Consider the following 25467-nt stretch of genomic DNA (forward strand, 5'->3'; position numbering starts at 1 on the left):
GCGGCCGTACGGCGGTCAAGAGGCGCGCGAGGAGAAACTTCCGATGTCAGACAGCTCCACCCTGCCGCCCGCACGGCTGCGCCCCGAAGCGGAGCTGGCCAGCGCCGCGCTGTCGGTGCCGGTGCTGGCCCGCGCCGCGCGGCTGGCCCGCTGGGCCGGCCCCGGCACCCGCGTCGACGCCGGGGGCGGACTCGTCGAGGAGCAGCTGCCCGCCGCGGCCGAGCAGCTCGGGCTGAGCGGGGACGACGCCGCCGCGTACGCGAGCGAGGCCTGGCGGATCGCCGTGGACACCGGGCTCGTCGACATCACCGACGAGGAGGCGGGCACCGTCGCCCCGGGCGAGGACCTCGCCCTGCTCACCGGCTCCCCCCAGGACGTGCTCGGCGTCTGGCTCACCGCCCTGGAGGCGGTCCTCGCCGACGCGAGCGTCCCCGACCTCGACGACCTGGTCGACGCGATGGCCGAGGGCGGCGAGGTCGACCTCTCCTCCCTCGACTGGGACCCCGACGCCGAGTCCGAGTTCCTCGACGGCGTGCTCGGCAACCTCTACCTGCTCACCGTCGGCGAGGAGGGCCCCGGCGACGCCCCGGTGCCGCTGCCCGCGCTGGCCGCCTCCGTGATCGTGCCCAGCGACATGGGCGAGCCCAGCAACGAGGTCCTGGAGCAGGTGTCGGACGCGATGATGCGCCTGGACGACCAGTTCCGGCTGCTCGAGCCGATCGGCCTCGTCGAGTACCAGCCGGTCGACGAGGCGCTCATGGCCGACGCCGACGAGGAGCCCGCCGCCCCCGTCGACGAGGCCGACGTCTCCCGCTACGGCATGGTGCGGCTCACCCCGCTCGGACTGTACGGACTGCGCGCCCGGCTCCTGGACGCCGGCTTCGAGGCCCCCGCCGTGGGCGACCTCGCCGACAAGGGCGCCGACGCGCTGCTCGACGGCACCGCCCCCTTCCCGCCGGCCGCCGCCCACGCCGAGACCGAGCTGTGGCTGGCCGGACGCGGCCCGCTCGACGCCGCCCGCGAACTGCTGGCGGCGGCCCGCGGCTCCGACACCGGCGCGCCCCTGCGCCGGCTCCGCTGCCAGCAGGCGCTCTCCCTCGTCGGCGCGGAGGCCGAGCCCGCGCTGCGGGAGGTCCTCGACGACGCCGAGCTGGGCGGCCTGGCCCGGGTGTGGCTCACCGAGCACGGCGCCCGGGACGTGCCCGCGCCGCCGCAGGAGATGGTCTTCTGGCTGACCATCGACACGGTCGCCGCGCAGCTCGCCGCCGAGGGCAACTCCGAGGAGCTGCGCGCCCTGGTGGAGGGCCTGGCGCAGCAGCACAGCGGCTTTTTCGACACCGCCTGGCGGGTCGAGCACCCGGCCACGCCCGACGTCCTGGAAGCGATGGGGCGGCTGCACCCCGACAAGAAGATCGCCAAGGAGGCCCGCAAGGCGGCCTTCAAGGCACGCTCGCAGCAGGGCGGCTGACGCGGCGGGGTGGCGCGGGGCGGTGCGGGGCGCCCTGCCGGGCGGGCTGACGGAGGGGCGGGAGAGCCGGGTCCGGGCGGTCGGGGGCCGGTGGTCGGCCTGCGGGCCGGGGCCAGGCCGGGCTGAGACGGCCGGTCCGCGGCCCGGAGCGGTGGGGTGACCCGAGACCGGAGGGTCGCAGCGGGGCCCTCGCCGGGGCGCGATGCGGGCCTGCGGGCGGAGAGGTGAGCTGGGCCCGCCCCGGGCGGGGGAGCGCGACCGGGGCGCGGTGGCCAAAACCCGGCTGGCCTGTGGCCAAGACCCGGCTGACCCGCGGGTGAGTGTCGGCTGGCCCGCGCCCGGGACCTGGTTGGGCCGCGGGCGAGAGCCGGCACGGCCCGCGCCCGCGCCCGCGCCCGGCCCGGGTTGGGCTGCCGTGCCCGGGACTCGGTCGGGTTGCTGTGCCCGGGGCCGGGTTGGGCTGCCGTGCCCGGGACTCGGTCGGGTTGCTGTGCCCGGGGCCGGGTTGGGCTGCCGTGCCCGGGGCCCGGTTGGGCCGTCGCGCCAGGGACTCGGTCGGCCCGCCGTGCTCGACACCCGGTCGGCCCGCCGTGCCCGGGCCGGGTTGGGCCGTCGCGCCAGGGACTCGGTCGGGTTGCCGTGCCCGAGACCGGATAGGGCCGTCGCGCCCGGGGTCGGGTCGGGTCGTCGTTCCCGAGGCCCGGTTGGGCCGTCGCGCCAGGGACTCGGTCGGCCCGCCGTGCTCGACACCCGATCGGCCCGCCGAGCCCGGGGTCGGGTCGGGTCGTCGTTCCCGAGGCCCGGTTGGGCCGTCGCGCCAGGGACTCGGTCGGCCTGCCGCGCCCGACACCCGATCGGCCCGCCGAGCCCGGGACTCGGTCGGGTCGCCGTGTCCGAGCCCGAGCCCGAGCCCGAAGCCCGGTCGGGTAGCCGTGCCCGAGGCCCAGCCCAGCCCAGCCCGGCCCAGCCCCGCCCGGGCCGTGGGCGGGAGGCGTCTTCGCCAGTTCAACTGTCGTTCAGGAACCCGCGGGACTCCCGTTCAGGCGCGGGCGCGACCGTGACGCCTGACCGAGGTCCGCCACCCTCCACGACCAGCCCCACCGTCACAGGAGACACCATGTCGCTCACCCGCAGGGACTTTGCCGGCCGATCCGCGCTCACCGGCGCCGGGGTCGTGCTGGCGGGCAGCGTCGGCGCCCTCGCCACCGCCCCCAACGCCCTCGCGTCCACGGACACCGACAGTGCCGGGGAGGAGCACGGACGAGGCCACGACCACGACCACGACCACGGTCACCACCACGGCGGGGTCGGCTACGGACCGCTGATCCCCGACCCGGACGGCATCCTCGCCCTGCCCGCCCGCTTCCGGTACGAGATCATCACCTACTCCGGCCGGACCAGGCTGGAGTCCGGCGAGTACACCCCGTCCAACCACGACGGCACCGCCGCCTTCGACGGCCCGCGCGGCACCACCCTCCTCGTCAACAACCACGAACTCGGCGGCCACCGCGACGACTGGCCGCACCCCGTCCCGCTCACCGAGGGCCTCGTCTACGACCCGGCGGCGGCCGGCGGCTGCACCGTCGTCGAGGTCCGCCGCGGCGGCCACGTCGCCGAGTGGGTCGGCATCGCCGGTACCGCCACCAACTGCGCGGGCGGCAGCACTCCGTGGGGTACCTGGCTGACCTGCGAGGAGACCGAGGACAGGGCCGGCGAGGAGGGGATGACCAAGGACCACGGCTACGTCTTCGAGGTCGACCCCGAGGACCACCGCGCCAACCGCGCCCCCAAGCCCGTCAAGGCGCTCGGCCGCTACGCCCACGAGGCCGTCGTCATCGACCACAAGCGCGGCCACGCCTACCTCACCGAGGACGCCTCGGGACCGAACGGCCTCCTCTACCGCTGGACCCCGCCGGAGCACTTCCGGCACGGCCGCGGCCGGCTGCGCACCCTCGCCGACGACGCCGGGGTCCTCCAGGCCTTCAAGTGCTTCGACTCCGGCGGCAAGTTCGTCGACGACCTCTCCCGCGCGACGAAGACCGGTACCGTCTACGGCGTCGACTGGGTCGACGTTCCCGACCGCGACGCGAAGACCACTTCCGTGCGCAAGCAGTTCGCCGCCGGCGAGGTCACCCGCGCGCGCAAGCTGGAGGGCATGTGGTGGGCCGACGGCGGCGCCTACATCGTCTCCTCCTTCGCCCGTGACGAGAGCCCCGGCGGGCCGCACGACGGCCAGGTCTGGTTCTACGACCCCAAGCGCCGCACCCTCACGCTGAAGGTGCTGCTCGGCGTCAACGCCGACCCGTCCGCCGACGGTGCCTTCGACGGCCCCGACAACATCACCGTCTCCCCGTACGGCGGCCTGGTCATCGCCGAGGACGGCGACGGTGTCCAGCACCTGTTCGGCGCCACCGACAGCGGCCGCACCTACCCCATCGCCCGCAACGAACTGAACCTCGGCACCGAGGACGACCCCGAGTACAGCGAGTTCACCGGAGTCACCTTCTCGCCCGACGGCCGGACCCTCTACGCCAACATCCAGACGCCGGGCATCATGCTGGCCATCACGGGGCCGTGGAAGCGCCAGAAGCGCCGCTGATTTAATTCGCTCGCCCGACCGGTGGCCGCCCTTTTAGAGTGATGAACGTCCAGGTGCGAAGGCAGGACCTACTTCCACTGATAATGGGGCGGCCACGGGTTCGAGTCCCGTCACCGGCACAACGCGCCGGTGTAGCTCAGGGGTTAGAGCACCTTGTCGGTTCCGCCGACCTGAACTCTGGACACCCACAACTTCACGCACCTCCCGGTGCGCGGGCCGCGGCTACTTCTTCTGCAAAAAGAATCCCATGCCGCTGCCCACCTGATCTCGGGAGGCCCAGCAGTCGAAGGGTGCCCGGTGCGCAGGCAGCGGATACTTCCTTTGATCGGACGGTTGCGGGTTCGAATCCCGTCATCGACTTCGGGTCGGTGTAGCTCAATTCGGCAGAGCATCCGCACAGTTCCGTCGCCGATTCCGACCTCGGGCACCCTTCTGCTGCCGTGTCTCCCTCCGAAAACGTTCCGGCTTTCGAGAATTCGGGGGAATTCAGCATGGCACGCTTCAACTCCAAGGCCGCCGCCAAGGCGCAGCCCACCTCGCGCGTGACCTCGACGGGCCGCGTGCTGCGCACCTGCGAGGGCGGCCGGGGCACCGAGCGCGACGCGCGCTCCGAGCTCTTCCTGCTCGCGGTGGCCAACTTCGTCTCCCAGCGGACGTTCTACGAGTCCGGCGCCGCCCGCGACGACCGCTTCGCCACGCTGGTGCGCGAACTCGCGGTCGCCGACCCGTCCTGGACGGCCGGCCTGCTCGGCTGGCTGCGCGGCGAGGGCAACCTGCGCACCGCCTCGATCGTCGGCGCCGCCGAGTACGTCAAGGCGCGGCTCGACCACGGCGTCACCGAAGGACCGGCGAACCGGCAGGTCGTCGCCTCCGTGCTGCGGCGCCCCGACGAGCCCGGTGAACTGCTCGCGTACTGGACCGCGACGTACGGCCGCGCCGTGCCGAAGCCGGTCAAGCGGGGGATCGCCGACGCCGTACGGCGGCTCTACCACGGCACGTCGCTGCTGAAGTACGACACCGCGTCCAAGGGGTACCGCTTCGGCGACATCCTCAACCTGGTGCACGCGGCGCCCGACCCGGACAAGCCCTGGCAGGGCGAGCTGTTCCAGTACGCCCTCGACCGCCGGCACAACCCGGACTCCGCGGTGCCGCCCGCCTCGAACCGCGTCCTGACCGCGCACCGCGAGCTGATGGCGCTGCCCGTTCCCGAGCGGCGAGCGGTGGTCACGGCACCCGACGGTGCCGAGCGGCTCGCGGCGGCGGGCATCACGTGGGAGATGCTGGCCGGCTGGCTCCAGGGCCCGATGGACAAGGCCGCCTGGGAAGCGGTGGTCCCGTCCATGGGAGCGATGGGGCTCGTCCGCAACCTGCGGAACTTCGACGAGGCCGGTGTCTCGGACGAGGTCGCCGCCCGGGTCGCGGCGCGGATCAGCGACCCGGCCGAGGTGGCGCGCTCGCGGCAGTTCCCCTTCCGCTACCTCGCCGCGTACCGGCACGCGCCGTCGCTGCGCTGGTCGTACCCGCTGGAGCAGGCGCTCGGCCACTCGCTGGCCAACGTGCCCGCACTGTCCGGCCGGACGCTGGTCCTCGTGGACCGCTCGGGCTCGATGTTCTACTCGCGGATGTCGGACCGCTCCGAGCTGACCCGGGCCGACGCGGCGGCGGTCTTCGGCACGGCGCTGGCGTTGCGGGCGGCCGACGCGGACCTGGTCGAGTTCGGTTCGTCGAGCAACCGCGTGACGTACCGCAAGGGCGAGTCGGTGCTGAAGGTCCTGGAGCGCTTCGGCGACCTCGGCGGCACCGACACCACCGAGGCGGTGCGGCGCCACTACAAGAAGCACGACCGAGTGCTGATCGTCACCGACGAGCAGTACGCGTACAGCCGGCACGGCGACCCGACCGAGCAGGTGCCGGGGCACGTGCCCGTCTACACCTGGAACCTCGCCGGGTACCGGGCGGGCCACGGTCCCTCGGGCCGGGGCAACCGGCACACCTTCGGCGGTCTCTCCGACGCCGCGTTCCGGATGGTTCCGCTGCTCGAGGCGGGCCGGGACGCCGACTGGCCGTGGGAGGACCGGGCCGAGCACGCGCGGTAGGGTGCCCGGAACGTTGCCCGCTGTACAGGGAGGGGCTGTGACGCAGGTCAGGCCCATGCGGGCGGACGCACGGCGGAACCGTGAGCGGTTGCTGGCGGTGGCGGCGGAGGCGTTCGCCGAGCACGGGGAGGGTGCCTCCCTGGACGACATCGCCCGGCGTGCCGGGGTGGGGGTCGGCACGCTGTACCGGCACTTTCCGACGCGGCAGGCGTTGCTGGAGGCCGCCTACCTGGAGCGTCTGGAGGCGATCGCGGCCCGTGCCGACGTGATCGCCGCCGCCCGGCCGCCGGGTGCGGCGCTGGTGGCGTGGCTCGACGAGCTGGCCGCCGGGATGCTCCAGGTGCGCGGGCTGAAGGCGCTGCTCGGGACGGCCGTCACCGGCGGCGGACCCGCGTGCGGCGACTGTGTGCGCGGCGCGGCGACCCGGCTGGTGCGGGCCGCGCAGGATGCCGGTGCGCTGCGGGCGGACGTGGAGCCCGTCGAGGTGCTGCGGCTGCTGCACGGCGTGGTGACGGCGGCGGAGGCGGCCGACGAGGTGGACGGGGCCGCCGTGCGGCGGTATCTGTCGCTGCTCATGGAGGGACTGGGGCGGCGGGGACAGGTGTGAGGGGCGCCCGCCGCCGGGCGCCCCTCACACCTGTCCCCTGTCGCTTACAGCGCTTGCGCGGCCGGCTTGACCATGCCGCGGACCGTGCGGGACTTGACGAAGTCGCCCATGGCGGTCATCTCCCACTCGCCCGAGTACTGGCGGATCAGCTTCGCCATCATCACGCCGGTCTGCGGCTCGGCGCTGGTGAGGTCGAAGCGGACCAGCTCCTCGCCGCTCGCGGCGTCGATGAGGCGGCAGTACGCCTTGGCGACCTCGGTGAACTTCTGGCCGGAGAACGAGTTCACCGTGAAGACCAGGCCGCTGACCTCCTGCGGGAGCCGGCCCAGGTCCACGACGATCACCTCGTCGTCGCCGCCGCCCTCGCCGGTCAGGTTGTCACCGGAGTGCTTGATCGCGCCGTTCACGATCGAGAGCTTGCCGAAGTAGCAGCTGTCGATGTGGTTGCGCTGCGGGCCGTAGGCGATGACGGACGCGTCCAGGTCGATGTCCTTGCCGCGGTACGCCGGCTCCCAGCCGAGGCCCATCTTGACCTGGGAGAGCACCGGGCGGCCGCCCTTGACCAGGGAGACGGTCTGGTTCTTCTGGAGGCTGACCCGGCCCTTGTCGAGGTTGATCTTGCCGCTGCCCGGGGCGGGGGCCGGCGGAGCGGCGGGCGGAGCGGGCGGAGCGGGCGGAGCGGCGGGCATCGTGGGTGCGGCGGCGGGCGGCGGGGGTGTGGCCGCGTGGGACCGCTGCGGGGCCGCCGGCTGCGCCGGGGGAGCGGCCGGCGCGGGCTCCTCCACCGTGACGCCGAAGTCCGTCGCGATGCCGGCCAGGCCGTTGGCGTAGCCCTGGCCGACCGCGCGGGCCTTCCAGGCGCCGTTGCGCAGGTAGACCTCGACGATGACCAGGGCGGTCTCGGTGCCGAGCTGCGGGGGCGTGAAGGTGGCCAGCACGGAGTTGTCGTCCCCGTTGCGGATGGTGGCGGTGGGCTCGATGCCCTGGAAGGTCTGGCCGGCGGCGTCCGGGCTGGCGGTGACGACGATCTTCTCGATGCCCGGCGGGACGGCGGAGGTGTCCACCACGATCGCGTCCGGGGCCGTGCCGCCGCCGGAGCGGTACGTCACGCCCTGGCCGGTGGGCTGGTTGTAGAAGATGAAGTCGTCGTCGGAGCGCACCTTGCCGTCGGCGGTGAGCAGCAGGCCCGATACGTCGAGCCGCACGGGCGCGGCGACGTCCACCGTCACGCGGGCGGCGGAGAGGGGGATGTTCGAGCCGGGGGTCATAGCTGTCATGCCGGGTGAACGAGCGAGGGCGTTTTACCGTTCCCTTACCCGGCGGCCAATCGGGTCAGGGTCGCGTCCCCCCTGGTCAGCGGCGGTTTCGGGGGTGGTTGCGGGCCGTGCGTTCGTTGCCGTGCTTGTAGTTGCCGGTCCAGCGGGCCATGACGAGTTGGGGGTCGCCGGACGTGACCTCTTCGAGGAAGCGGGCGGCTCGGGAGCCGTTGAGGGTGGTGGCGGGACGGTCGTGGTGGGTGATGTGGACGGTGCCGGATGCGGTGGCGGTGTAGGCGAAGCCGTTCGGTTTGGGCATGCGGGGGATCGTACGGGGGGTGGGGGCGGCGTCCCCATGGGTTTTCGCCCCCGCCGCCCCTTCCCTTCCCGTCCCTGGGGGCTGCCGCCCCCAGACCCCCGCTTCCGGCCTGGACGGCCTCGTCCTCAAGCGCCGGACGGGCTATACGGTCACGGGACGACCACGATCTTGCGGCCCACGCCCGCCGCGAACTGCTCCAGGGCCTGCGGGTAGCGGTCCAGTTCGATGCGGTCGCTGATGAAGACGTCCGGGTCGAGGACGCCGTTCGCGAACAGCTCCGCCGCGCGCTCGTAGCTGTGCAGGACCGCCATCGAGCCGGTGATGGTGATCTCCTGGTTGTAGATGCGGTACGGGTCGATCTGCACGCGCGTCGCGTAGTCGGCGACGCCGAACTGGAGGAAGGTGCCCGCCTTGGCGACCCGGTCCAGGCCGTCCTGGATCGCCGCCGCGTTGCCGGTGGCGTCGATGACCAGGTCCCAGCCCTGGGGGCGGTCCAGTTCGTCGGGGGTCGCGGCCGAGGCCGAGACGCCGAGGCCGCGGGCCGTCTCCAGGCGGGCCGGGTTGAGGTCGACCATGTCGACGCTGGCCGCGCCGGTCCGCTTGGCCAGCTCCAGCATCATCAGGCCCATCGTGCCGGAGCCGTAGATCAGGACGTGGGCGCCGAGGCGGGACTGGAGGACGTCGTAGCCGCGGACGGCGCAGGAGAGCGGCTCGATCAGGGCCGCGTCCTGGGTGCGGACGTGCTCGGGGAGCTTCACGCAGTTCGCGACCGGTGCCACCGCGTACTGGGCCGCGCCGCCCGCCGTCGTCACGCCGATGGCCGCCCAGCGTTCGCAGAGGTTGTTGTGGCCGGTGCGGCAGTAGCGGCACTCGTAGCAGTAGAGGGAGGGGTCCACCGCGACCTGGTCGCCGACGGCCACCTCCGTGACCTGGGCGCCGACGCCGACCACGGCGCCCGCGAACTCGTGGCCCGGCACGATCGGGAGCTTGGGCGCGAACTCGCCCTGGAGGATGTGCAGGTCGGTGCCGCACAGGCCGCAGGCGGCGACCTCGACGACGACCTCGCGGGGTCCTGGCGTCGGGTCGGGGACCTCGGTGACGACGGCGCGGCCCACGGACTCGATGACGGCGGCCTTCATTTCACGGCTCCCAACGACAGGCCCTGGACCAGTTTGTCCTGGGCGGCGAACCCCGCGGCGAGCACCGGCAGGGAGATGACGAGCGACGCGGCGCACACCTTGGCCAGGAAGAGGCCCTGGCTGGTGATGAAGCCGGTCAGGAAGACGGGGGCGGTCTCGGCGACCACGCCCGTCAGCACCCGGGCGAAGAGCAGTTCGTTCCAGCTGAAGATGAAGCAGATCAGGGACGTGGCGGCGATGCCCGGGAGGGCGATGGGGGCCACGACCCGGACCAGGATCGTGGGCAGTTTCGCGCCGTCCACCCGGGCCGCCTCGATGATCGCGACCGGGACCTCCGCCAGGAAGGACTGCATCATCCAGACCGCGATCGGCAGGTTCATCGACGTGTAGAGGATGACCAGCAGCCAGATGTTGTCCAGCATGTCGGTGTTCTTGGCGAAGAGGTAGATCGGCAGCAGGCCCGCCACCACCGGCAGCATCTTGGTGGAGAGGAAGAAGAACAGGACGTCGGTCCACTTCTTCACCGGGCGGATGGACAGGGCGTAGGCGGCGGGGAGGGCCAGGACCAGCACGAAGAGGGTCGAGGCGATCGACGCCACCGCCGAGTTGATCAGCGCGGGCCAGGGGCTGGCGCCGCCGCCCGCGCCGAAGAACTCGCGGTAGCCGTCCAGGGTGAGGGAGGCGGCGAAGGACGGCGGGTTGGTGGCGGCGTCCGCCTCCGAGTGGAAGGAGGTCAGCGCCATCCAGGCGATGGGCAGGAAGAAGACGATGCCCACCAGCCAGGCCACCAGGCCCAGGCCGGCACCGGCCCTGCGGCGGGCGGGTGCGGGCTTGGCGTCGGTGACGACGGGGCGTACGGCGGTGGCGCTCATGCGCGGCCGACCTCCTCGCGGAACAGGGACGACACCACGCGCAGCGCGAAGGTCGCGATGATGATCGAGCCGATGACGACCAGGACGCCCGCGGCCGAGGCGAGGCCGTTCTCGTGGGCCTGGTAGAAGCTCTGGTAGACGGTGTAGGGCAGGTTGGCGGTGCCCAGGCCGCCCGAGGTGATGGTGAAGACGGCGTCGAAGTTCTGGACGATGTAGATCGAGCCGAGCAGGGCGCCGAGTTCGAGGTAGCGGCGCAGGTGGGGCAGGGTGAGGTGGACGAAGATCTGCCAGTCGCCCGCGCCGTCCACCCGGGCGGCCTCGATCTGCTGCTGGTCCCGGCTCTGCAGTCCGGCCAGCAGGATGAGCATCATGAACGGCGTCCACTGCCACACCAGTGAGGCCTCGACCGCCAGCAGCGGGGTGTTGGAGATCCAGTCCGGCTGCGGTCCGCCGACGTAGTGCAACAGGCCGTTGAGCAGGCCGTACTCGGGGTTGTACAGGACGTGCTTCCAGAGCAGCGCCGCCGCCACCGGGACCACGAGGAACGGGGCGATCAGGAGGGTGCGGACCACGCCGCGGCCCTTGAACTTCCGGTCGAGGAGCAGGGCGAGGGCCAGGCCGAGGACCAGGCTGGCCAGGACGACCGCCACGGTGAGCAGGATCGTCGTCCACACCGACTTGCGCAGGGCGGGGTCGCTGAGGACGTCGCCGTAGTTGGCGAAGCCGGTGAAGCTGCGGGCGTCCGGGTAGAGGGCGTTCCAGTCGAAGAAGGAGATCACCAGGGTCGCCACGAAGGGCAGCTGGGTGACCACGATCATGAAGATCAGGGCGGGGAGGAGGGGGGCCCGGGTGGCCCAGGCGCGCAGCCGGTTGGACGGCGGGCGGACGGTGGGGCGCGTGTGTTCGGGTGCGGCCGAGGGGGCCGTGGTCGTGGCGGTCATCGTCCCTCGTACTCCTCGGAGATCTGCTCGGCGAGCTGCTGGGACTTCTTCAGGGCCTCCTCGACGGACTGGCGTCCGGCGATGGCCGCGCTGATCTCCTGGGAGACCTTGGTACCGAGGTCGGTGAACTCGGGGATGCCGACGAACTGGATGCCGGGTGCCGGGCGGGGTTGCAGACCGGGGTCCTTGGGCTTGGCGCCCTCGATGGCCTTCCTGGTCATCTCCTGGAAGGCGGCGGCCTCCTTGACGTAGGCCGGGTTCTCGTACGTCGAGGCGCGCTTGCCGGCCGGGACGTTGGACCAGCCGATCTCGTCGCCGACCAGCTGCTCGTACTCCTTGCTGGACGCCCAGGAGACGAACTTCCAGGCCTTGTCGGCGTTGCGGGAGGCCTTCTGGATGCCCCAGGCCCAGGTGTAGAGCCAGCCGGAGGAGTCCGTCTTCTCCACCGGGGCGGGCGCGTAGCCGATCTTGCCCTTGACCGGGGAGTCGGCGGCGTCCAGGGAGCCGGCCGCGGAGGTGGCGTCGTACCACATGGCGACCTTGCCCTGCGTCATGTTGTTCAGGCACTCGGCGAAGCCGGACTGGGCGGCGCCGGACTCGCCGTGCTCGCGGACGAGGTCGACGTAGAACTTGGTGGCCTTCTCCCACTCGGGGGAGTCGAGCCGGGCCTGCCAGTCCTGGTCGAACCAGGTGCCGCCGAAGGTGTTCACGACCGTCGTCAGGGGCGCCATGATCTCGCCCCAGCCGGGCAGTCCGCGCAGGCAGATGCCCTTCATGCCGGGCTCGGCCCCGTCGAGTTTCTCGGCGAAGCCGGCCACCTGGGTCCAGGTGGGGTGCTCGGGCATCTCCAGGCCCGCCTCGGCGAACAGGTCCTTGCGGTACATCAGGAAGGACGACTCGCCGTAGAAGGGCTGCCCGTAGAGCTTGCCGTCGTCGCCGGTCAGGGACTCGCGCATCGGGCCGAGGATGTCCTCCTCGTCGTAGCCCGGGTCCTTCGCGACGTAGGTGTTCATCTCGTGCAGCCAGTCGTTGCGGGCGTAGATCGGTATCTCGTAGTTGGAGAGGGTGGCGACGTCGTACTGGCCGGCCTGGTTGGCGAAGTCCTGGCTGATCTTGTCGCGGACGTCGTTCTCCGGCAGGACGGTGAAGTTCACCTTGATGCCGGTGTCCTTCGTGAAGTGGTCCGCGGTGAGCTTCTGCAACTCGACCATCTGCGGGTTGTTCACCATCAGGACGTTGATGGCGTTGCCGCCGGATCCGGCGCCGCCCGCCCCGACCCAGCAGCCGGTGAGCAGCGGGGCGAGCAGCGTCCCTGCGGCGGCCATGGCGAGTGTGACTCGCGGCCTCCGTCGGCTCTGGGTTCGCATGGATCGCTCCTGAACATATGGGGAGGTATGGGGCATGGAGGGGTGTGGGTGTGTCCGACTGGGAGGGTGTGTGGGCGGGTGTGCGGTGCGGGGACCGGGTGCGACGGTGGTGTCAGACGCGGATGACCTGCGGCCCGAGCAGGGAGTAGCGGTGGGCCTCGGCCGTGGGCAGCAGCGTGCTGGTGACGATGGCCTCCAGGGTGCCGACCTCCGCGAACCGGCAGAAGCTCACCGCCCCGAACTTGGTGTGCGCGCCGGCGAACACCGTGCGGCGGGCCGCCCGGACCGCCTGCGCCTTGACCTCGCTGACAGCGGGGTCGGGGGTGGTGAGACCGTGCTCGCGGGAGATGCCGTTGGCGCCGATGTACGCCAGGTCGACGACGAAGCCGGCCAGCATCTTCGTCGTCCAGTGGTCGACGGTGGCGAGGGTGCCCGAGCGGACCCGGCCGCCGAGCAGCAGGACGGAGGTGTCGCCCGCCTCGGCCAGTGCGCCGGCCACCGGCAGGGAGGCGGTGACCACGGTCAGCGGCCGGTCGCGGGGCAGGGCCTCGGCGATGAGCTGGGGGGTGAAGCCCTCGTCGATGAAGACCGTCTCCGCGTCGCCGAGCAGTTCGGCGGCGGCGGAGGCGATCCGGCGCTTCTCGGGCACGTGGCTGGTGGCCCGGAAGGCGAGCGTGGTCTCGAAGCCGGCGCTCTCCACCGGATAGGCGCCGCCGTGGGTGCGGCGGACCAGGCCGTGGTCCTCCAGGGCGCGCAGGTCCCGTCGTACGGTCTCCTTGGCGACGCCCAGTTCGGCGGCGAGCGCGGTGACGTCGACCGAGCCGGTGGCGCGGGCGACCCGCACGATCTCGTGCCGGCGTTCTTCCGTCGTCCTTGTCCCCGTGCTCATGCGGAACACCTGCCTCACCGCCTCGTCGCCGTGTGGTTGCCCGTTTCGGGCCCGCGTGGCCCTTGGGGAGAGTTCTACAGGCGTCCCGCGGCACTGACCAGGCCTGTTGCGGATCCGATACTGCCCGGTTGCGCCCGTTTGCGGCGCCGGGTGCCCGTCTCGGACCTGGGGCGCAGTGCGAAGCGGGGTGAGAACGGGCGGTCCGGATGCCCGCATGCCGAGGCGGACGGGCCCGTTCGGTGCCCGTCCGCCTCTTCGGGGGTGGTGTGGGGTCTACTTCCGGTCAGTACGGCCAGATCGGGGGGTCGGTCACGAAGGGGCCGCCGAGGCACGCGTGCGCCGGGTTGCCGGGGTCGAGTTCGCCCTGCTCGGCGACGAGCTTCTCGGCGTACGGCTCGGAGTCGTCCTGCGGCTCGTAACCGAGCGCCCGCGCGGAGGTGAGGTCCCACCACAGGCGGGTGTTGGCGGAGGAGCCGTGGACGACGGTGTGCCCGACGTTCTCGGCGGTGAGGGCCGCGTGGAAGAGGCGGGCGCCGTCCGCGGGGCTCATCCACACCGACAGCATGCGCACGCTGGTCGGCTCCGGGAAGCAGGAGCCGATGCGGACGGAGACGGTCTCGATGCCGTGCTTGTCCCAGTAGAGCTGGGCCAGGTCCTCGCCGAAGCACTTGGACAGGCCGTAGAAGGTGTCCGGGCGGCGCGGCGTGTCGATCGGGATGAGGGGGTCGTCGCCCCGCGGGCGCGGCGTGTAGCCGACGGCGTGGTTGGAGGAGGCGAAGACGATGCGGCCGACGCCCTCCTCGCGGGCGGCCTCGTACAGGTTGTACGTGCCCTCGATGTTCGCCGCGAGGATCTTCTCGAAGGAGGCTTCCAGGGAGATGCCCGCGAGGTGGATGATCGCGTCGACGCCCCGGACCGCCTCGCGCAGGGCGTCGCGGTCGGCGAGGTCGGCGACGACCGCGTCCGGCTCGCCCTCGACCGGGCGCAGGTCGAGCAGGCGCAGCGCGTAGCCGTGGTCGGGGAGCAGTGCCCGCATCAGGGTGCCGAGGCCGCCGGCGGCGCCGGTGAGCAGGACGGTGCGGGGAGCGGGCATCCTCGGGACTCCTAGGTCTCCTGAAGCGGCGATTGTACGAGTGCGTGCCTCGTGTTCATATGCGTGGACACGCTAAGGAACGGGTGGTCGCGCGTCAAGGGGGCGCCTGCTTGACGGTGTTCGCGGGGCGGCTTAGCGTGGTCGCGTTCAGAAATGTAGACGTAGGTCATGAATGTGATGACGATGACGATGACGCCCGTGAATCGACCCTGCACATGGAATGGGGAGCTCCCGTGACCTCAGCCCCTCTCGCCGCCCGGCTCACCGCGCCCAGCGGGCCGCTGTTCTTCCCCGTCACGGCGTACGGACCCGACGGCGGACTCGACCTCGACGTCTACCGCACCCATGTGCGCCGCGGGATCGAGGCCGGCGCCGCCGCCGTGTTCGCCTGCTGCGGCACCGGCGAGTTCCACGCCCTGACGCCCGAGGAGTTCGCCGCCTGCGTCCGCGCGGCCGTCGAGGAGAGCGCCGGCCGGGTGCCCGTGCTGGCGGGCGCGGGCTACGGCACCGCCCTCGCCGTGCGCTACGCCCGCCTCGCCGAGGAGGCCGGGGCCGACGGACTGCTTGCCATGCCGCCCTACCTGGTGCACGCCGGGCAGGAGGGACTGGTGCGGCACTACCGGGAGGTGGCCGCCGCGACCCCGCTGCCCGTGATCGTCTACCAGCGCGACAACGCCGTGTTCACCCCGTCGGGCGTCGTGGATCTCGCCCGCACGGAAGGCATCGTCGGCCTCAAGGACGGGCTCGGCGACCTCGACCTGATGCAGCGGATCGTCAGCGCGGTGCGCACGGAGCTGCCCGGCGAGGAGTTCCTGTACTTCAACGGCCTCCCGACCGCCGAACAGACCCAGCTCGCCTACCGCGCACTCGGCGTGCCCCTCTACTCCTCCGCCGTGTTCTGCTTCGCCCCCGAGATCGCCCTCGCCTTCCACCGGGCGCTGCGCGAGGGCGACGACCCCACCGTGCACCGCCTGCTGGACGGCTTCTACCGGCCGTTCGTCGAACTGCGCGCCCAGGGACGCGGATACGCCGTCGCCCTGGTCAAGGCGGGCGTACGGCTGGGCGGCCTGGACGTGGGGGAGGTGCGGACGCCGCTGCGGGAGCCGGCCGAGGACCACGTGAAGCAGCTCGCGCGGATCATCGAGCGGGGCCGGGCGCTGCTCGACGCGGAGGTGGACCGGTGAAGGCCTCGGCGTTCGTCTACCCCTGGGACGTCAACGGCGACCCGCAGGCCCCGGCGCGCATCGCGGACCTGGGCGTGGCGCAGGTGACCCTCGCCGCCGCCTACCACTCCACCCGCGCCCTCACCCCCCGCCACCCGCGCCACCGCGTCGTCACCGCCGAACACGCCGCCGTCCTCTACCCGCCGGACGCCGCCCGCTGGCAGGGCCGCGCACTCCGCCCCTACGCGTCCGGCGCCTGGGCTCCCGGCGACGCGTACGGCGAGGCCGCCGCCGCCCTCGCCGACGCGGGCCTCGACGTCCACACCTGGGTCGTCCTCGCCCACAACTCCCGCCTCGGCGCGGAGCACCCCGACACCTCCGTCGTCAACGCCTACGGCGACCGCTACCCCTGGGCCCCCTGCATCGCGCAGCCCGCCACCCGCGCGTACCTCACCGACCTGGCCGCCGAGGCGGCGGTACGGCCCGGGGCGCGCGGCACGGAGCTGGAGTCCCTCGGCTGGTACGGCCTCGCCCACCTGCACGCCCACGACAAGACCGGCGGGGTGGGGCTCGGGGACGCCGGGCAGTACCTGATGTCGCTGTGCTTCTGCCCCGACTGCCGCGCCGGGTACGCCGCTCGGGGCCTCGACCCCGACGAACTCGCCACCGCCGTACGCACCGCCCTCGAGCCGGTGTGGCGGGGCGCGGCGCCCTCGGACGGGGGCTGGGCGGGCGTCGAGAAGCTGCTCGGCGCGGCGACGGCGAACGCCACGCGCGCGTGGCGCGACGACCGGGCCCGCACCCTCCAGGAGACGGCGGTCACGGCGGTCCGCGCCGCCGCACCCGACGGCTTCCAGGTCCTGCTGCACGCCGACCCGGTCTCCCACCACTGCGGCGCCAACGCCGGAGTCGACCCCGCGCACATCCTCTCCGTCGCGGACGGCGTCGTCGTCCCCTGCACCGGCGGCCCGGCCCTGCTGACTCCGTTCGCCGAACAGGCCGCCGAGGGGACCGTCCTCGCCGCCAACCTCACGGTGGTCTCGGGCATGGGCGGCAGCCCCGGCACCCTCGCGGCCGACGCGGCCCGCGCGCGGGAGCTGGGGGCGACGGAACTGCGGCTGTATCACGCGGGGCTGGCTTCGGACGGGGATCTGGAGGGGGTGCGGGCGGGGCTGGGGGCGGTGTGAGCACGGCTGGACGGTGGCCGTGGGGCGGGCGACTGCCCTCGGCCCGGTCTCCCGCTGCGCGGTGTAGTGGCAGCGGGAGACCGGGCGGGGAGGTGGACGGTCCCCGCGAGTGCCGGGAGCAGACGACCGGAGAGTCCGGTGACGCCACGGGCTTGGGACTATCCCCGCGTGTGCGGGGAGCAGTGGACCGTCAGGACGGGATCGGCGTGCTCGTCGGGACCATCCCCGCATGTGCGGGGAGCAGTCCACGCTGGCGGTGACGGCGAGGCGCTGCTCGGGACCATCCCCGCGTGTGCGGGGAGCAGTTCGAGCGGATCGAGGGCCGCGTCCTGCAGACGGGACCATCCCCGCGTGTGCGGGGAGCAGTTTGAGGGTCGCCAGGGCGCGGCCCTCTTCGCGGGACCATCCCCGCGTGTGCGGGGAGCAGGATGGCCGCCCTGGCGTGGCGCTCCTTGCGGAGGGACCATCCCCGCGTGTGCGGGGAGCAGCCGACCGTGAAGGACCCGGAGCTGGGGAACCTGGGACCATCCCCGCGTGTGCGGGGAGCAGACGCAGTCCACCCGGTACGAGCTGACGGGTTCGGGACCATCCCCGCGTGTGCGGGGAGCAGGGAGCGGAGGTGTGGCGGGCGCCGGCCGCCTGGGGACCATCCCCGCGTGTGCGGGGAGCAGCGGTGCGCGGCGCCCGCGTTCGCGTTGCCGCCGGGACCATCCCCGCGTGTGCGGGGAGCAGCCAACGACGCCCGGCACCGCCAACGGCGTCAAGGGACCATCCCCGCGTGTGCGGGGAGCAGTCCACGACCCGGTTCTCGGCCGTATTGGAAAGGGGACCATCCCCGCGTGTGCGGGGAGCAGATCCTCTTCCTCGAGCGCGAGCCCGAGACCCGGGGACCATCCCCGCGTGTGCGGGGAGCAGGGCCAGTCGCCGGAGGCGCCCGGAATGCTCCTGGGACCATCCCCGCGTGTGCGGGGAGCAGTCCGCCGACGTCGCCTTCAACGAGGACTACCCGGGACCATCCCCGCGTGTGCGGGGAGCAGCTGCCGCACCACCGTGGCTCGGTTGCCGGGCCGGGACCATCCCCGCGTGTGCGGGGAGCAGAGGACCCGTTCGACTTCGGCGCGCATGCGTGGTGGGACCATCCCCGCGTGTGCGGGGAGCAGCTATGACGCGTTCGGTCGGACCGTCAGCAACGGGGACCATCCCCGCGTGTGCGGGGAGCAGGCGAGGATGCCGTACATCCGTGAGTCGAAGGTGGGACCATCCCCGCGTGTGCGGGGAGCAGACCAACCAGCTCAACTGGAAGTACGCCGAGACGGGACCATCCCCGCGTGTGCGGGGAGCAGATGTCCACCGTCCCCGCCGTGACCGGGATCGTGGGACCATCCCCGCGTGTGCGGGGAGCAGCACCAGGGATTCGATCATGCTGATTTCCTCCGGGGACCATCCCCGCGTGTGCGGGGAGCAGCTCGCGGTGACCGGCCGGACCGCGGGGACGTCGGGACCATCCCCGCGTGTGCGGGGAGCAGTGGCGCCCTGGACCCGCTCCAGCAGTGCGTGCCGGGACCATCCCCGCGTGTGCGGGGAGTAGACTGAATGACCTGCGGTTTTACCGGCGACGGGGGTGGTTGTCGAGTAGCTTCACTGATTCCGGTGAATGGGGCATATGTGACTCCAAGGGAATCAGCCCCTGCCGAAGCGCCGACGTTTGGCCGCTCTGCTCCAGCCGGATGGTGGTTGGGCTTGGGGAGCTGGTCCGCGGGCGGGGGCGTTGGGGGCGGGGCGGTGGATCAAGGTGATGCCTTCGTGGTCGGTCGGGTGCCATGCGTGGTCGTGGGTGCGGAAGGTGAAGCCCTGTTCGTTGTTCGTGGTGTGGGCCAGCAGGGCGCGGCCCTGGCCTGCGTACTGCTGGACTTCTGCCCAGAGCGCGTCGCGGATGCGGGCCGAGGGGTTGCCGACGAAGACTCCGGCGGAGATTTCCAGCAGCCAGCGTGTGAGGAAGCCGCGCAACCCGGCCGGGCAGTTGGTGAGGACGATGACGGTCACCAGAGCTCGTCCCCGTAGTCCTCGGGGCCGTCGTAGTTGGTGCCGGAGGCAACCTGGTGGCCGTGATCGCTCTGGAGTGTGACCACGTCCCGGTCGTCGGCGGTGCCTCTGGGGCCGGTTGCTTCCGAGAGCAGGAGGCGCCTGATGTCGTTGACGCACCGGTCGAGCAAGGACGTTTCGTTGATGCGGTCCCGTAGTGCGCGGCGGGTGCGTGGGCCGGTGTCCTCCTCGTCCTCGGCGGCGATGTCGAAGGCGAGCGGTATGCCGATTTCCGTCTTGTAGAGGTCGGCGATGTCCAGGACGAAGGACAGCTCGTGGCCGGAGTGGATGAAACCGAGAGCCGGGCTGCATCCCAGGGACGTGACGACGGCGTGAGCGATGCCGTACATGCACTGGGCGGATGCGGTGATGGCCTGGTTGACGGCGTCGCCGCTGGTGAAGTCGCCGGGGGTGTAGCGGCGGCCCCGCCAGCGGACGCCGGTGCGGGCGGCCTCGGACCGGTAGCAGTCCTTGACGCGCCTTCCCTCGCGGCCGAGGAGTTCGTGCCGGGTGAGACCGGTGGGGTCCTCGTCCGGGAAGCGCAGCCGGTACATCGCCCGGGCCACGGCGAGGCGGCTGCGCTGGTTGGCCCAATGGCGGGCCTGGGCCTCCATGAGGGCGGCGGAGCGGCTGAGGGCGCGGCCGGAGGCGTAGTAGCGCACGCCGCGTTCGCCGACCCAGCAGACGGCCGCACCGGTTTCTCCGAGCACGCTCATGGCCTGGTGGGTGACGCGTGTTCCGGGACCGAGGAGGAGTGTGCCGATGGTCGCGGAGGGGATGTGGGTGGTGCCCTCGGCGTCCTGGGCCGTGATGGCGTTGGCGTCACGGTGGACCGTGCAGCGTTCCAGGTAGACGAAGGAGAGGCGTTCGCCGGTGCGGGTGAGCTGCCGTGGAGTGAGTGCGGTGCGCTGGGAGACCGTGCTCATGGCGTTGGCCGCGTCGGCTGGGTGAGGGGGGCCAGGGTGAGCAGACCGCAGCCGTACGCGCGGGCCCGGCCGATGCCCTGGGTGAGGGAGCGGCGCAGCGCGGCGGGGTCGGTGACCTCCAACCGTCCTTCGAAGGTGACGGTGACGACGGTGACCGGCTTGTCGCGGCGGCTGCCGGAGCCGCGGGACTTGTCGAAGGTGAGGGAGCGGGTGTCCCGTATGGCCAGCTCGTACCGGTCGCCGGAGTGGGGCCGCTTCTGGTGGGTGGTGCCCTCGGGCAGGAGACGCTGGTCGGTCGGTTTCTCGCAGATCCGGAAGCCGAGGCGCTTTTGCCGTTCCTCGTCGAGCAGCCAGCCCATCTGGTGAACGGGCGTGAGGTGGGCGGTGAGCTTGCGGGGCTCGCCCTCCTTGCGACGGACGGTGTGCACGGGGTTCGCGGTCAGGCGGAACGCCCAGCGGTCGCCGGCGGTCAGGCGGTCGAGGAGGGGGGCGTAGGGACGGGTCTGCCAGCCTGGGTTCTCGGGGTCGGCGACGGCGGGCCATCCGGCCTGCTCGACCAGGTGCGTCAGGTCGGGGCGCTCGGGGCTGACGACGTACAGCAACACCTCGGCACGGCCCCGCTGGTCCAGGCGCCACAGCACGCGCGGTGCGTCGGGCTGCGGACTGTCGGAGGGCAGGATGTGAGGGAAGGACGACATGACGGCCGCGTGCATGGCCTGGGGAGACGACAGCAGATGGCGAGCGCCGGGTCGTGCCGTGTTGACGCGGAAGCGGGAGAAGAACATCAGGCGCTCTCATTCTCCAGGGCATCGAGGGCGGCGAATGGGTCGTGCAGGCCCTGCGGGCCGTAGCCGCCGTCGGCAGGGACCGGAGTGGGTACGGCGGTGGTGACGACGGTGCGCAGGGCGTGCCGCCGGTGGGCGGCGTCGAAGCTGACGGGCTGGTCGCGCAGGACGTCGGCCGCCGGCTCGGCGGGCTCGTGGGTGGCCCTCTCGCGCATGACGGTCAAGGACTGCGGGGTCGGGTGGCGCCTGCGGTACCAGGACGATGCCTGCCACGGCACGGTTGTCAGCACGTTCTCGAGTGTCGTGTCCTCGTACAGCGCGAGGTCGACCGGTGCGGAGGGCGGGCAAGAGCGCCGACCGAGGTACGGCAGGTAGACCGGGGCGCGCAGAGCGTCGTGCAGGCCGGCGAGCAGGGCCTGATCGCCCTCGACGGCGGCGACGAAGACGGCGTCGGCCAGGTAGAACCGCTCGGACAGCGGCATGGACGCACCGGTGACGCCGTGGTGGGCGGTGTGGAAGTCACGAATACGGGTGCCGGGCTGGTCGATGCGGACTCCGAACCGGAGTGCTGCCAGGGGCGCCAGGTGCGTGTCGTCGCCGCGTTCGATGCCGGCCGCCGAGGCGAGCAGACCGACGACGCCGCTCTTGGTGGGGGCGGATTCGGTGGTGCGGCGGGTGAAGCGGGAGGAGGCCCCCCAGGACTGCAGGGGGCCTGCCAGGCGAAGGACGAGTACGCCGGCGTTGCTCATGCGGGCTTGTCCAGGCGTTCGGCGACGGCCTGCCCGACGGCGGCGGCGAGTTCACGCAGCGTGCCGGTTTCGGTGCCGAGGTCGGCGAGCTTCTGCGTGGCGGGGCCCACCCGCAGAACCCAGGTCAAAGTGGTGTCGGGGTCGCCGTAGGCGCGTTCGACGTCCGAGGCGTAGGAGGCGAGCCGGTCGGTGGCCTCGCGCAGGTGTCCGCCGCCGTCGCTGCGAACCGGGTCCTCGAAGGCGGCGACGTAGCTGATGGGCCGGGTGGTGCGGAGCTTGACGACCACGGCGTCGGGTTCGGTGTGGTGTCCGAAGGTGTTGATCTTTCCGGTGGGAAGGGACTCCACGAAGGCCTGCACGAACGCCTCGACGGCTCGGCGCACCGGGTCGGTGCGGGGTTCCTCCTCCCGCAGTCCCTGGCCGAGGTTGTCGGCGAGCAGGTGCACGCAGAGGGCGGTGTAGCGGTAGAGCGTCGCGGAGTTGAAGTCGACGGTGCCGATCATTCCGGCGCCGGTTTCCTCATCGGCGTTCTCGTCGTCGACGGCCGTGAAATAGTCGGACTCGTTGTCGACCCGGTGGACGCTCAGGGCGTGTGCCACCTGTACGGCTGCGTCGACATTGATGTCGGCGACGTCGGCGACCATCCGGCCGAACAGCGCGATGTCCACGGAGTGCCGAGTGTCCGCGAGTTCTTTGGCCCGGGCCTTGTTGTCCTTGATTTTGAGGAACGCCGCGATGTCGGCGGCGCCTTCCAGCGCGAGGCGGGCCAGGCCGTCGAGCTGCCGTGAGCTGAGGAAGACCAGGTACTTGCTCTCCGGAGCGGGGGCGGGGTTCCCGTCCTTCTTCGCCTGCTCGGCCTTCCGCTTGGGGATTTCGGTCTTGAAGCCCGCGGCCTTGACCGTCTCGTCGGCGAGTTGCAGCGCTGTCTCCCGCTCGACGGAGTCGTCGAGTCCCGTGACCCGGTCGGCGAGGAGTTCCACGATCTTCTTCGTCCGTACACCGAGTTCCGCGGGGTCGAGCAAATGCTCGTCCGCGAAGCAGGTACGGATCGCCCGCTTCCATGCCTGACTGGAGACCCGGGCGCGGGGGACTCCGCCGTAGACGGCTGTCTTGGGGGCGCCCGTGTCATCCCGGTTGAGGTTGCTGGGCGGGACGGTCTGCAGGGCGTGCACGTCCAGGAAGATGCGGTTCACGAGGCGTCCTTGTCGGTGTCCGGGGTGGTGTTCTGGTCGGTGTCCGGCCGGGTTCGCATCTGCTCGTGGAAGGAGCGGCCCCACCGACGCCGTACGGCGGCGGGCCCGTCGGGGCACTGCCAGAGGTAGAGCTGACCGGCGAGGAGCGCGTAGTCGAGCGGGATCGGGGTCTTGGCGCTGCGCAGCAGGGCGACGATGTCGCGCAGCCGCTGGGTGAGCATGGCGAGGTCGGGGGCGGTGCCCGCGCGGACCAGGCGCTTGCGGACGGGGGCGTCGGTGCCGTCGGCCGGCATCAGACGCCGGACCGCTGCGCCCAGGCCGCCCGGTCGCTCACGAGTGTGCCGGCGGTGCATGGGAACGCCGCGGGACTGCTGGTGGAACGCCCACAGGGTGAGGGCGGCGTGCAGCGCGTTCTCCGCACGCTCCAGCTCCTGTTCGCCCATCGGTCGCGCTCCTGCGGCCGTGGTGTGGAGCGGGCCGGTGTCGATCAGGCTCCACAGGTCGGGCATTTCGCCCGCCTCACGACCCGCGCCTCGGCGCAGTCGGGCGAGAGCGCCGACGGCGTGGGACCTGTCCTTGAGGTACCCCTCCTGCCAGGACCCGATGAGCGCGGCGGCGAGATCCGCGACCTGCTGCTGAACCGGGGCCGCGGCATGCGGGGCTGGTGCGGATGCGGTCGTGGTCATACGTGCACCTCCGGGTCGGTAGCGGCGTGTTCGGTTTTCCTCGGGCCGGCGGGAACCGGCCCGGCCGGCCGGCCCTCGGGAGGGGCGGTGCCCTTTCCGCTGGAGCCTGCGGCACTCGAAGAGCCTGAAGACCCCGAGGCGTCGAGGGAGTCGGGGTCGCCCAGCGCCTTGGCCAGCCGCCCCCGGAACCACACGTCGGCCAGGCCCGCGTTCAGCCAGTGAGTGCCGCCCTTGGGGTCGGTGTGGATCCGCCCCTCCCAGGCGGCGTCACCCGCGGCTGCGATGAGACGGTCGCCGAGGCGGCCCACCGTGTGCCGGACCTGGCGCTGCCAGATGTGCCGGTGTTCGAAGGGGTCGGGCGCCTTCGCCATGTCGGACAGCCAGGCGCGGTACGGATGGTCCAGCGCGTCGAACCCCTCGGCACGGGCAACGTACTTCGGCCCCTCCTGCTCGGAGCCACGCGCCCGGGCCAGATCGGCTGCGAGGTCTCCCAGAATCCGCACCGCCCGGTCCGCGTCCTCGGCCGCGGCGATGGCCTGTGCGGCGTAGGCGGGGTCCTGCCCGTGCAGCAGGACGACCGGTATCTCCAGGCGGTCGTCGATCACCTCGTCGATCACGGACTGCTGGGTCCCGTACCGGACACCCACCACTCGGGTACGGACGAGGAAGCGGCGGGAGAGATGGCGCTCGGTCACCAGCCGCGCAATCCACTCGAGGATCCGCGGCCGCAGCCGGGAGGGGCCTGCTGCACCGTTGGTGCCCTCCAGCCGGTCGGCGAGAAGTGCGGCGATGCCCCGCCAGGCCGCACGGGCCGGATCGTGCTCCAGCGGCAGGAACACGGGGGACTGCCCCAGCTTCTTCTCCTGCGCAGGGCTGCGCCGCCACGCAGTCATCGGCTCACCCTGGTGCATGTTCCGGGCGACGAGCGGATCGCCATAGCCGAGAACTACACCGTGGACGCCGTCCGCGTCGTGGTGCAGACGGACCCGGCGCGACTGCCAGGTGTACAAGTCGCGCAGACCGGTCGCGGTCCGCCCGTCGGACCCCGGCCCGCAGGGCTCGCGGCGCCAGGCCGGCCGGTCGTCGGCGGAGAAGTCGAGCAGCTCGGTGTCTGCCGCCACCAGATTAAGCAGCAGTGTCTCGCGCAGCGTGGCACCCTCAACGAAGACGCCACCCAGGCCTCCCGCCCAGCCGGTGCCGAGCGGGTATACCTTGCCGCCCTTGACACGGTCGTCACCGACCATGCCGGACTTGATGCCGGAGGTGTCGTACGCGTGGACGTGGACGACCCAGCGGGCGGCCTCGGCGAAGGACAGCCGCTGCACGTCCGGCATCCGCGCGCTGAAGAACGGCTCCCCGGCCGGTACGTCAGCCACGATTCGGTTGAGGGAGAACACCTCGTCCTTCGCCGTACGCAGCCTGGCCGTCTGCCCGAAGGGCGCGACCGGATGCAGAAGGTCGAACCGGTCGCGCTGCTCGTCCAGATACGCCTGGACCGGAACGAAGCAGCCCGGGTCCTCCCACAGCTCCACCCACTCCTCGATGTCACCGGGGCCAGCCAGCGCGTCGTGCGCGACGGCCAACAGGAGACGGACCAAGGAGAACTCCTGGGTGGCCAGTTCACCTACGACGCAGCGCAGATCATCGGCCTGGGCGAAGACCTGGCGGAGGGACAGCTCGTCCTGGGATCCGTTGCGCCGCAACACACCGATCCAGGGCTGGCTCGTCAGGTCGAATGCTGGCGCATTCGGGCTGCCGGAAACGGTTTCAGGCATAGGTCTCCTCAGGGTCGCTACTTGACTGCAGCGAGAACAACAGCCTGCCAGGCAGGACTGACAACGCCCTGCGGTCTGGCAAGGGGAGGGACGGCGGGGCCACTTGCGGTAAGTGACACAGCACATCCCTCTGGGGCAGGTAGGGTATGGCGCACTGAGTGGAACAGCCTTAGGGGAGTGGGATGTTGAGTAGCTGGGGTCGCTGGGTCCTCGTCGTCGGGGCGGTCATAGTCACCTTCTGGTTAGGTCTCTTATTGGGCCGCGTCCTGCTGTAC

21 protein-coding genes, 1 tRNA gene and 1 CRISPR repeat array are annotated in these 25467 nt (G+C 72.1%); of the genes, 7 read left to right on the top strand and 15 right to left on the bottom strand.

Features of this window, described 5'->3' with window-relative positions:
• The first annotated feature begins 43 nt into the window (after window positions 1-43).
• The 5 genes from OHA99_RS28535 (at window position 44) to OHA99_RS28555 (ending at window position 6770) form a co-directional block, all read left to right on the top strand.
• Entirely contained in the window at window positions 44-1468 is a 1425-nt protein-coding gene (locus tag OHA99_RS28535) for a hypothetical protein (protein WP_381380771.1), read from the top strand.
• A 1117-nt stretch (window positions 1469-2585) separates the two neighbouring features.
• Window positions 2586-4067, top strand: coding sequence for a PhoX family protein (locus OHA99_RS28540; RefSeq protein ID WP_405698309.1), 1482 nt, complete (start codon window positions 2586-2588; stop codon window positions 4065-4067).
• A gap of 46 nt (window positions 4068-4113) precedes the next feature.
• Window positions 4114-4183: transfer RNA gene (locus OHA99_RS28545), tRNA-Ile, on the top strand.
• 375 nt (window positions 4184-4558) lie between these two features.
• Complete coding sequence (locus tag OHA99_RS28550) at window positions 4559-6163, top strand: TROVE domain-containing protein (RefSeq protein ID WP_153180446.1); 1605 nt, start codon at window positions 4559-4561, stop codon at window positions 6161-6163.
• 37 nt (window positions 6164-6200) lie between these two features.
• Entirely contained in the window at window positions 6201-6770 is a 570-nt protein-coding gene (locus tag OHA99_RS28555; RefSeq protein WP_194280126.1) for a TetR/AcrR family transcriptional regulator, read from the top strand.
• A gap of 44 nt (window positions 6771-6814) precedes the next feature.
• Here the strand turns inward: OHA99_RS28555 and OHA99_RS28560 are convergent, their stop codons facing one another.
• The 8 genes from OHA99_RS28560 to OHA99_RS28595 form a co-directional block, all read right to left on the bottom strand.
• Window positions 6815-8038 (bottom strand): TerD family protein, encoded by a 1224-nt coding sequence (locus OHA99_RS28560; protein WP_405699015.1) that lies wholly within the window; start codon window positions 8036-8038, stop codon window positions 6815-6817.
• A gap of 85 nt (window positions 8039-8123) precedes the next feature.
• Window positions 8124-8345, bottom strand: coding sequence for a hypothetical protein (locus tag OHA99_RS28565; RefSeq protein WP_153180448.1), 222 nt, complete (start codon window positions 8343-8345; stop codon window positions 8124-8126).
• Window positions 8346-8494: 149 nt separating this feature from the next.
• Window positions 8495-9484: a zinc-dependent alcohol dehydrogenase family protein gene (locus OHA99_RS28570; RefSeq protein ID WP_007448217.1), complete on the bottom strand. Its 990-nt coding sequence runs from the start codon at window positions 9482-9484 to the stop codon at window positions 8495-8497.
• The gene (locus tag OHA99_RS28575; protein WP_042825919.1) at window positions 9481-10356 is read right to left on the bottom strand and encodes a carbohydrate ABC transporter permease; all 876 of its coding nucleotides are present in this window, start codon (window positions 10354-10356) and stop codon (window positions 9481-9483) included. The genes OHA99_RS28570 and OHA99_RS28575 overlap by 4 nt, the downstream gene beginning before the upstream one ends.
• Window positions 10353-11297 (bottom strand): carbohydrate ABC transporter permease, encoded by a 945-nt coding sequence (locus OHA99_RS28580; RefSeq protein WP_153180450.1) that lies wholly within the window; start codon window positions 11295-11297, stop codon window positions 10353-10355. Before OHA99_RS28580 ends, OHA99_RS28575 begins: the two co-directional genes overlap by 4 nt.
• Window positions 11294-12664 (bottom strand): sugar ABC transporter substrate-binding protein, encoded by a 1371-nt coding sequence (locus OHA99_RS28585; protein WP_153180451.1) that lies wholly within the window; start codon window positions 12662-12664, stop codon window positions 11294-11296. The genes OHA99_RS28580 and OHA99_RS28585 overlap by 4 nt, the downstream gene beginning before the upstream one ends.
• Before the next feature lie 112 nt (window positions 12665-12776).
• On the bottom strand, window positions 12777-13553 hold the full coding sequence (locus OHA99_RS28590) for a DeoR/GlpR family DNA-binding transcription regulator (protein WP_054101615.1): 777 nt from the start codon (window positions 13551-13553) through the stop codon (window positions 12777-12779).
• Window positions 13554-13836: 283 nt separating this feature from the next.
• The gene (locus OHA99_RS28595) at window positions 13837-14646 is read right to left on the bottom strand and encodes an NAD(P)-dependent oxidoreductase (RefSeq protein ID WP_007448205.1); all 810 of its coding nucleotides are present in this window, start codon (window positions 14644-14646) and stop codon (window positions 13837-13839) included.
• A 233-nt stretch (window positions 14647-14879) separates the two neighbouring features.
• Here OHA99_RS28595 and OHA99_RS28600 point away from each other — a divergent pair, with 233 nt between their 5' ends.
• A complete protein-coding gene (locus OHA99_RS28600) occupies window positions 14880-15830 on the top strand; it encodes a 5-dehydro-4-deoxyglucarate dehydratase (RefSeq protein WP_153180454.1) in 951 nt (316 codons plus the stop codon).
• A complete protein-coding gene (locus OHA99_RS28605) occupies window positions 15827-16996 on the top strand; it encodes a hypothetical protein (protein ID WP_405698310.1) in 1170 nt (389 codons plus the stop codon). Before OHA99_RS28600 ends, OHA99_RS28605 begins: the two co-directional genes overlap by 4 nt.
• 93 nt (window positions 16997-17089) lie before the next feature.
• A CRISPR array of direct repeats spans window positions 17090-18584; the repeat unit is 29 nt; unit sequence GGGACCATCCCCGCGTGTGCGGGGAGCAG.
• Between the two features lie 92 nt (window positions 18585-18676).
• Here OHA99_RS28605 and cas2e read toward each other — a convergent pair.
• Genes cas2e through casA form a run of 7 tightly spaced genes read right to left on the bottom strand, consistent with a single transcriptional unit; the run spans window position 18677 to window position 25192 of the window.
• The gene (gene cas2e / locus OHA99_RS28610) at window positions 18677-19039 is read right to left on the bottom strand and encodes a type I-E CRISPR-associated endoribonuclease Cas2e (RefSeq protein WP_405698311.1); all 363 of its coding nucleotides are present in this window, start codon (window positions 19037-19039) and stop codon (window positions 18677-18679) included.
• Window positions 19036-20004 (bottom strand): type I-E CRISPR-associated endonuclease Cas1e, encoded by a 969-nt coding sequence (cas1e, locus tag OHA99_RS28615; RefSeq protein WP_405698312.1) that lies wholly within the window; start codon window positions 20002-20004, stop codon window positions 19036-19038. Before cas1e ends, cas2e begins: the two co-directional genes overlap by 4 nt.
• A complete protein-coding gene (gene cas6e, locus OHA99_RS28620; protein ID WP_405698313.1) occupies window positions 20001-20789 on the bottom strand; it encodes a type I-E CRISPR-associated protein Cas6/Cse3/CasE in 789 nt (262 codons plus the stop codon). Before cas6e ends, cas1e begins: the two co-directional genes overlap by 4 nt.
• A complete protein-coding gene (gene cas5e / locus OHA99_RS28625) occupies window positions 20789-21538 on the bottom strand; it encodes a type I-E CRISPR-associated protein Cas5/CasD (RefSeq protein ID WP_405698314.1) in 750 nt (249 codons plus the stop codon). The genes cas6e and cas5e overlap by 1 nt, the downstream gene beginning before the upstream one ends.
• On the bottom strand, window positions 21535-22731 hold the full coding sequence (gene cas7e / locus OHA99_RS28630; RefSeq protein WP_405698315.1) for a type I-E CRISPR-associated protein Cas7/Cse4/CasC: 1197 nt from the start codon (window positions 22729-22731) through the stop codon (window positions 21535-21537). Before cas7e ends, cas5e begins: the two co-directional genes overlap by 4 nt.
• Window positions 22728-23417, bottom strand: coding sequence for a type I-E CRISPR-associated protein Cse2/CasB (casB, locus tag OHA99_RS28635; RefSeq protein ID WP_405698316.1), 690 nt, complete (start codon window positions 23415-23417; stop codon window positions 22728-22730). Before casB ends, cas7e begins: the two co-directional genes overlap by 4 nt.
• Window positions 23414-25192: a type I-E CRISPR-associated protein Cse1/CasA gene (casA, locus tag OHA99_RS28640; protein ID WP_405698317.1), complete on the bottom strand. Its 1779-nt coding sequence runs from the start codon at window positions 25190-25192 to the stop codon at window positions 23414-23416. Before casA ends, casB begins: the two co-directional genes overlap by 4 nt.
• Window positions 25193-25467: the final 275 nt, after the last annotated feature.

Origin of the sequence: Streptomyces coelicoflavus (assembly GCF_045041415.1) — a bacterium.
Taxonomy (GTDB): Bacteria; Actinomycetota; Actinomycetes; order Streptomycetales; family Streptomycetaceae; genus Streptomyces; species Streptomyces coelicoflavus.

Coding starts and splice junctions, on each gene's coding strand:
- OHA99_RS28535 (WP_381380771.1), top strand. CDS start 44: ATGTCAGACAGCTCCACCCTGCCGCCCGCACGGCTGCGCCCCGAAGCG.
- OHA99_RS28575 (WP_042825919.1), bottom strand. CDS start 10,356: ATGAGCGCCACCGCCGTACGCCCCGTCGTCACCGACGCCAAGCCCGCA.
- cas5e (WP_405698314.1), bottom strand. CDS start 21,538: ATGAGCAACGCCGGCGTACTCGTCCTTCGCCTGGCAGGCCCCCTGCAG.
- OHA99_RS28580 (WP_153180450.1), bottom strand. CDS start 11,297: ATGACCGCCACGACCACGGCCCCCTCGGCCGCACCCGAACACACGCGC.
- casA (WP_405698317.1), bottom strand. CDS start 25,192: ATGCCTGAAACCGTTTCCGGCAGCCCGAATGCGCCAGCATTCGACCTG.
- casB (WP_405698316.1), bottom strand. CDS start 23,417: ATGACCACGACCGCATCCGCACCAGCCCCGCATGCCGCGGCCCCGGTT.
- OHA99_RS28540 (WP_405698309.1), top strand. CDS start 2,586: ATGTCGCTCACCCGCAGGGACTTTGCCGGCCGATCCGCGCTCACCGGC.
- OHA99_RS28565 (WP_153180448.1), bottom strand. CDS start 8,345: ATGCCCAAACCGAACGGCTTCGCCTACACCGCCACCGCATCCGGCACC.
- OHA99_RS28550 (WP_153180446.1), top strand. CDS start 4,559: ATGGCACGCTTCAACTCCAAGGCCGCCGCCAAGGCGCAGCCCACCTCG.
- OHA99_RS28595 (WP_007448205.1), bottom strand. CDS start 14,646: ATGCCCGCTCCCCGCACCGTCCTGCTCACCGGCGCCGCCGGCGGCCTC.
- OHA99_RS28570 (WP_007448217.1), bottom strand. CDS start 9,484: ATGAAGGCCGCCGTCATCGAGTCCGTGGGCCGCGCCGTCGTCACCGAG.
- OHA99_RS28560 (WP_405699015.1), bottom strand. CDS start 8,038: ATGACCCCCGGCTCGAACATCCCCCTCTCCGCCGCCCGCGTGACGGTG.
- cas1e (WP_405698312.1), bottom strand. CDS start 20,004: ATGAGCACGGTCTCCCAGCGCACCGCACTCACTCCACGGCAGCTCACC.
- OHA99_RS28585 (WP_153180451.1), bottom strand. CDS start 12,664: ATGCGAACCCAGAGCCGACGGAGGCCGCGAGTCACACTCGCCATGGCC.
- cas6e (WP_405698313.1), bottom strand. CDS start 20,789: ATGTTCTTCTCCCGCTTCCGCGTCAACACGGCACGACCCGGCGCTCGC.
- OHA99_RS28590 (WP_054101615.1), bottom strand. CDS start 13,553: ATGAGCACGGGGACAAGGACGACGGAAGAACGCCGGCACGAGATCGTG.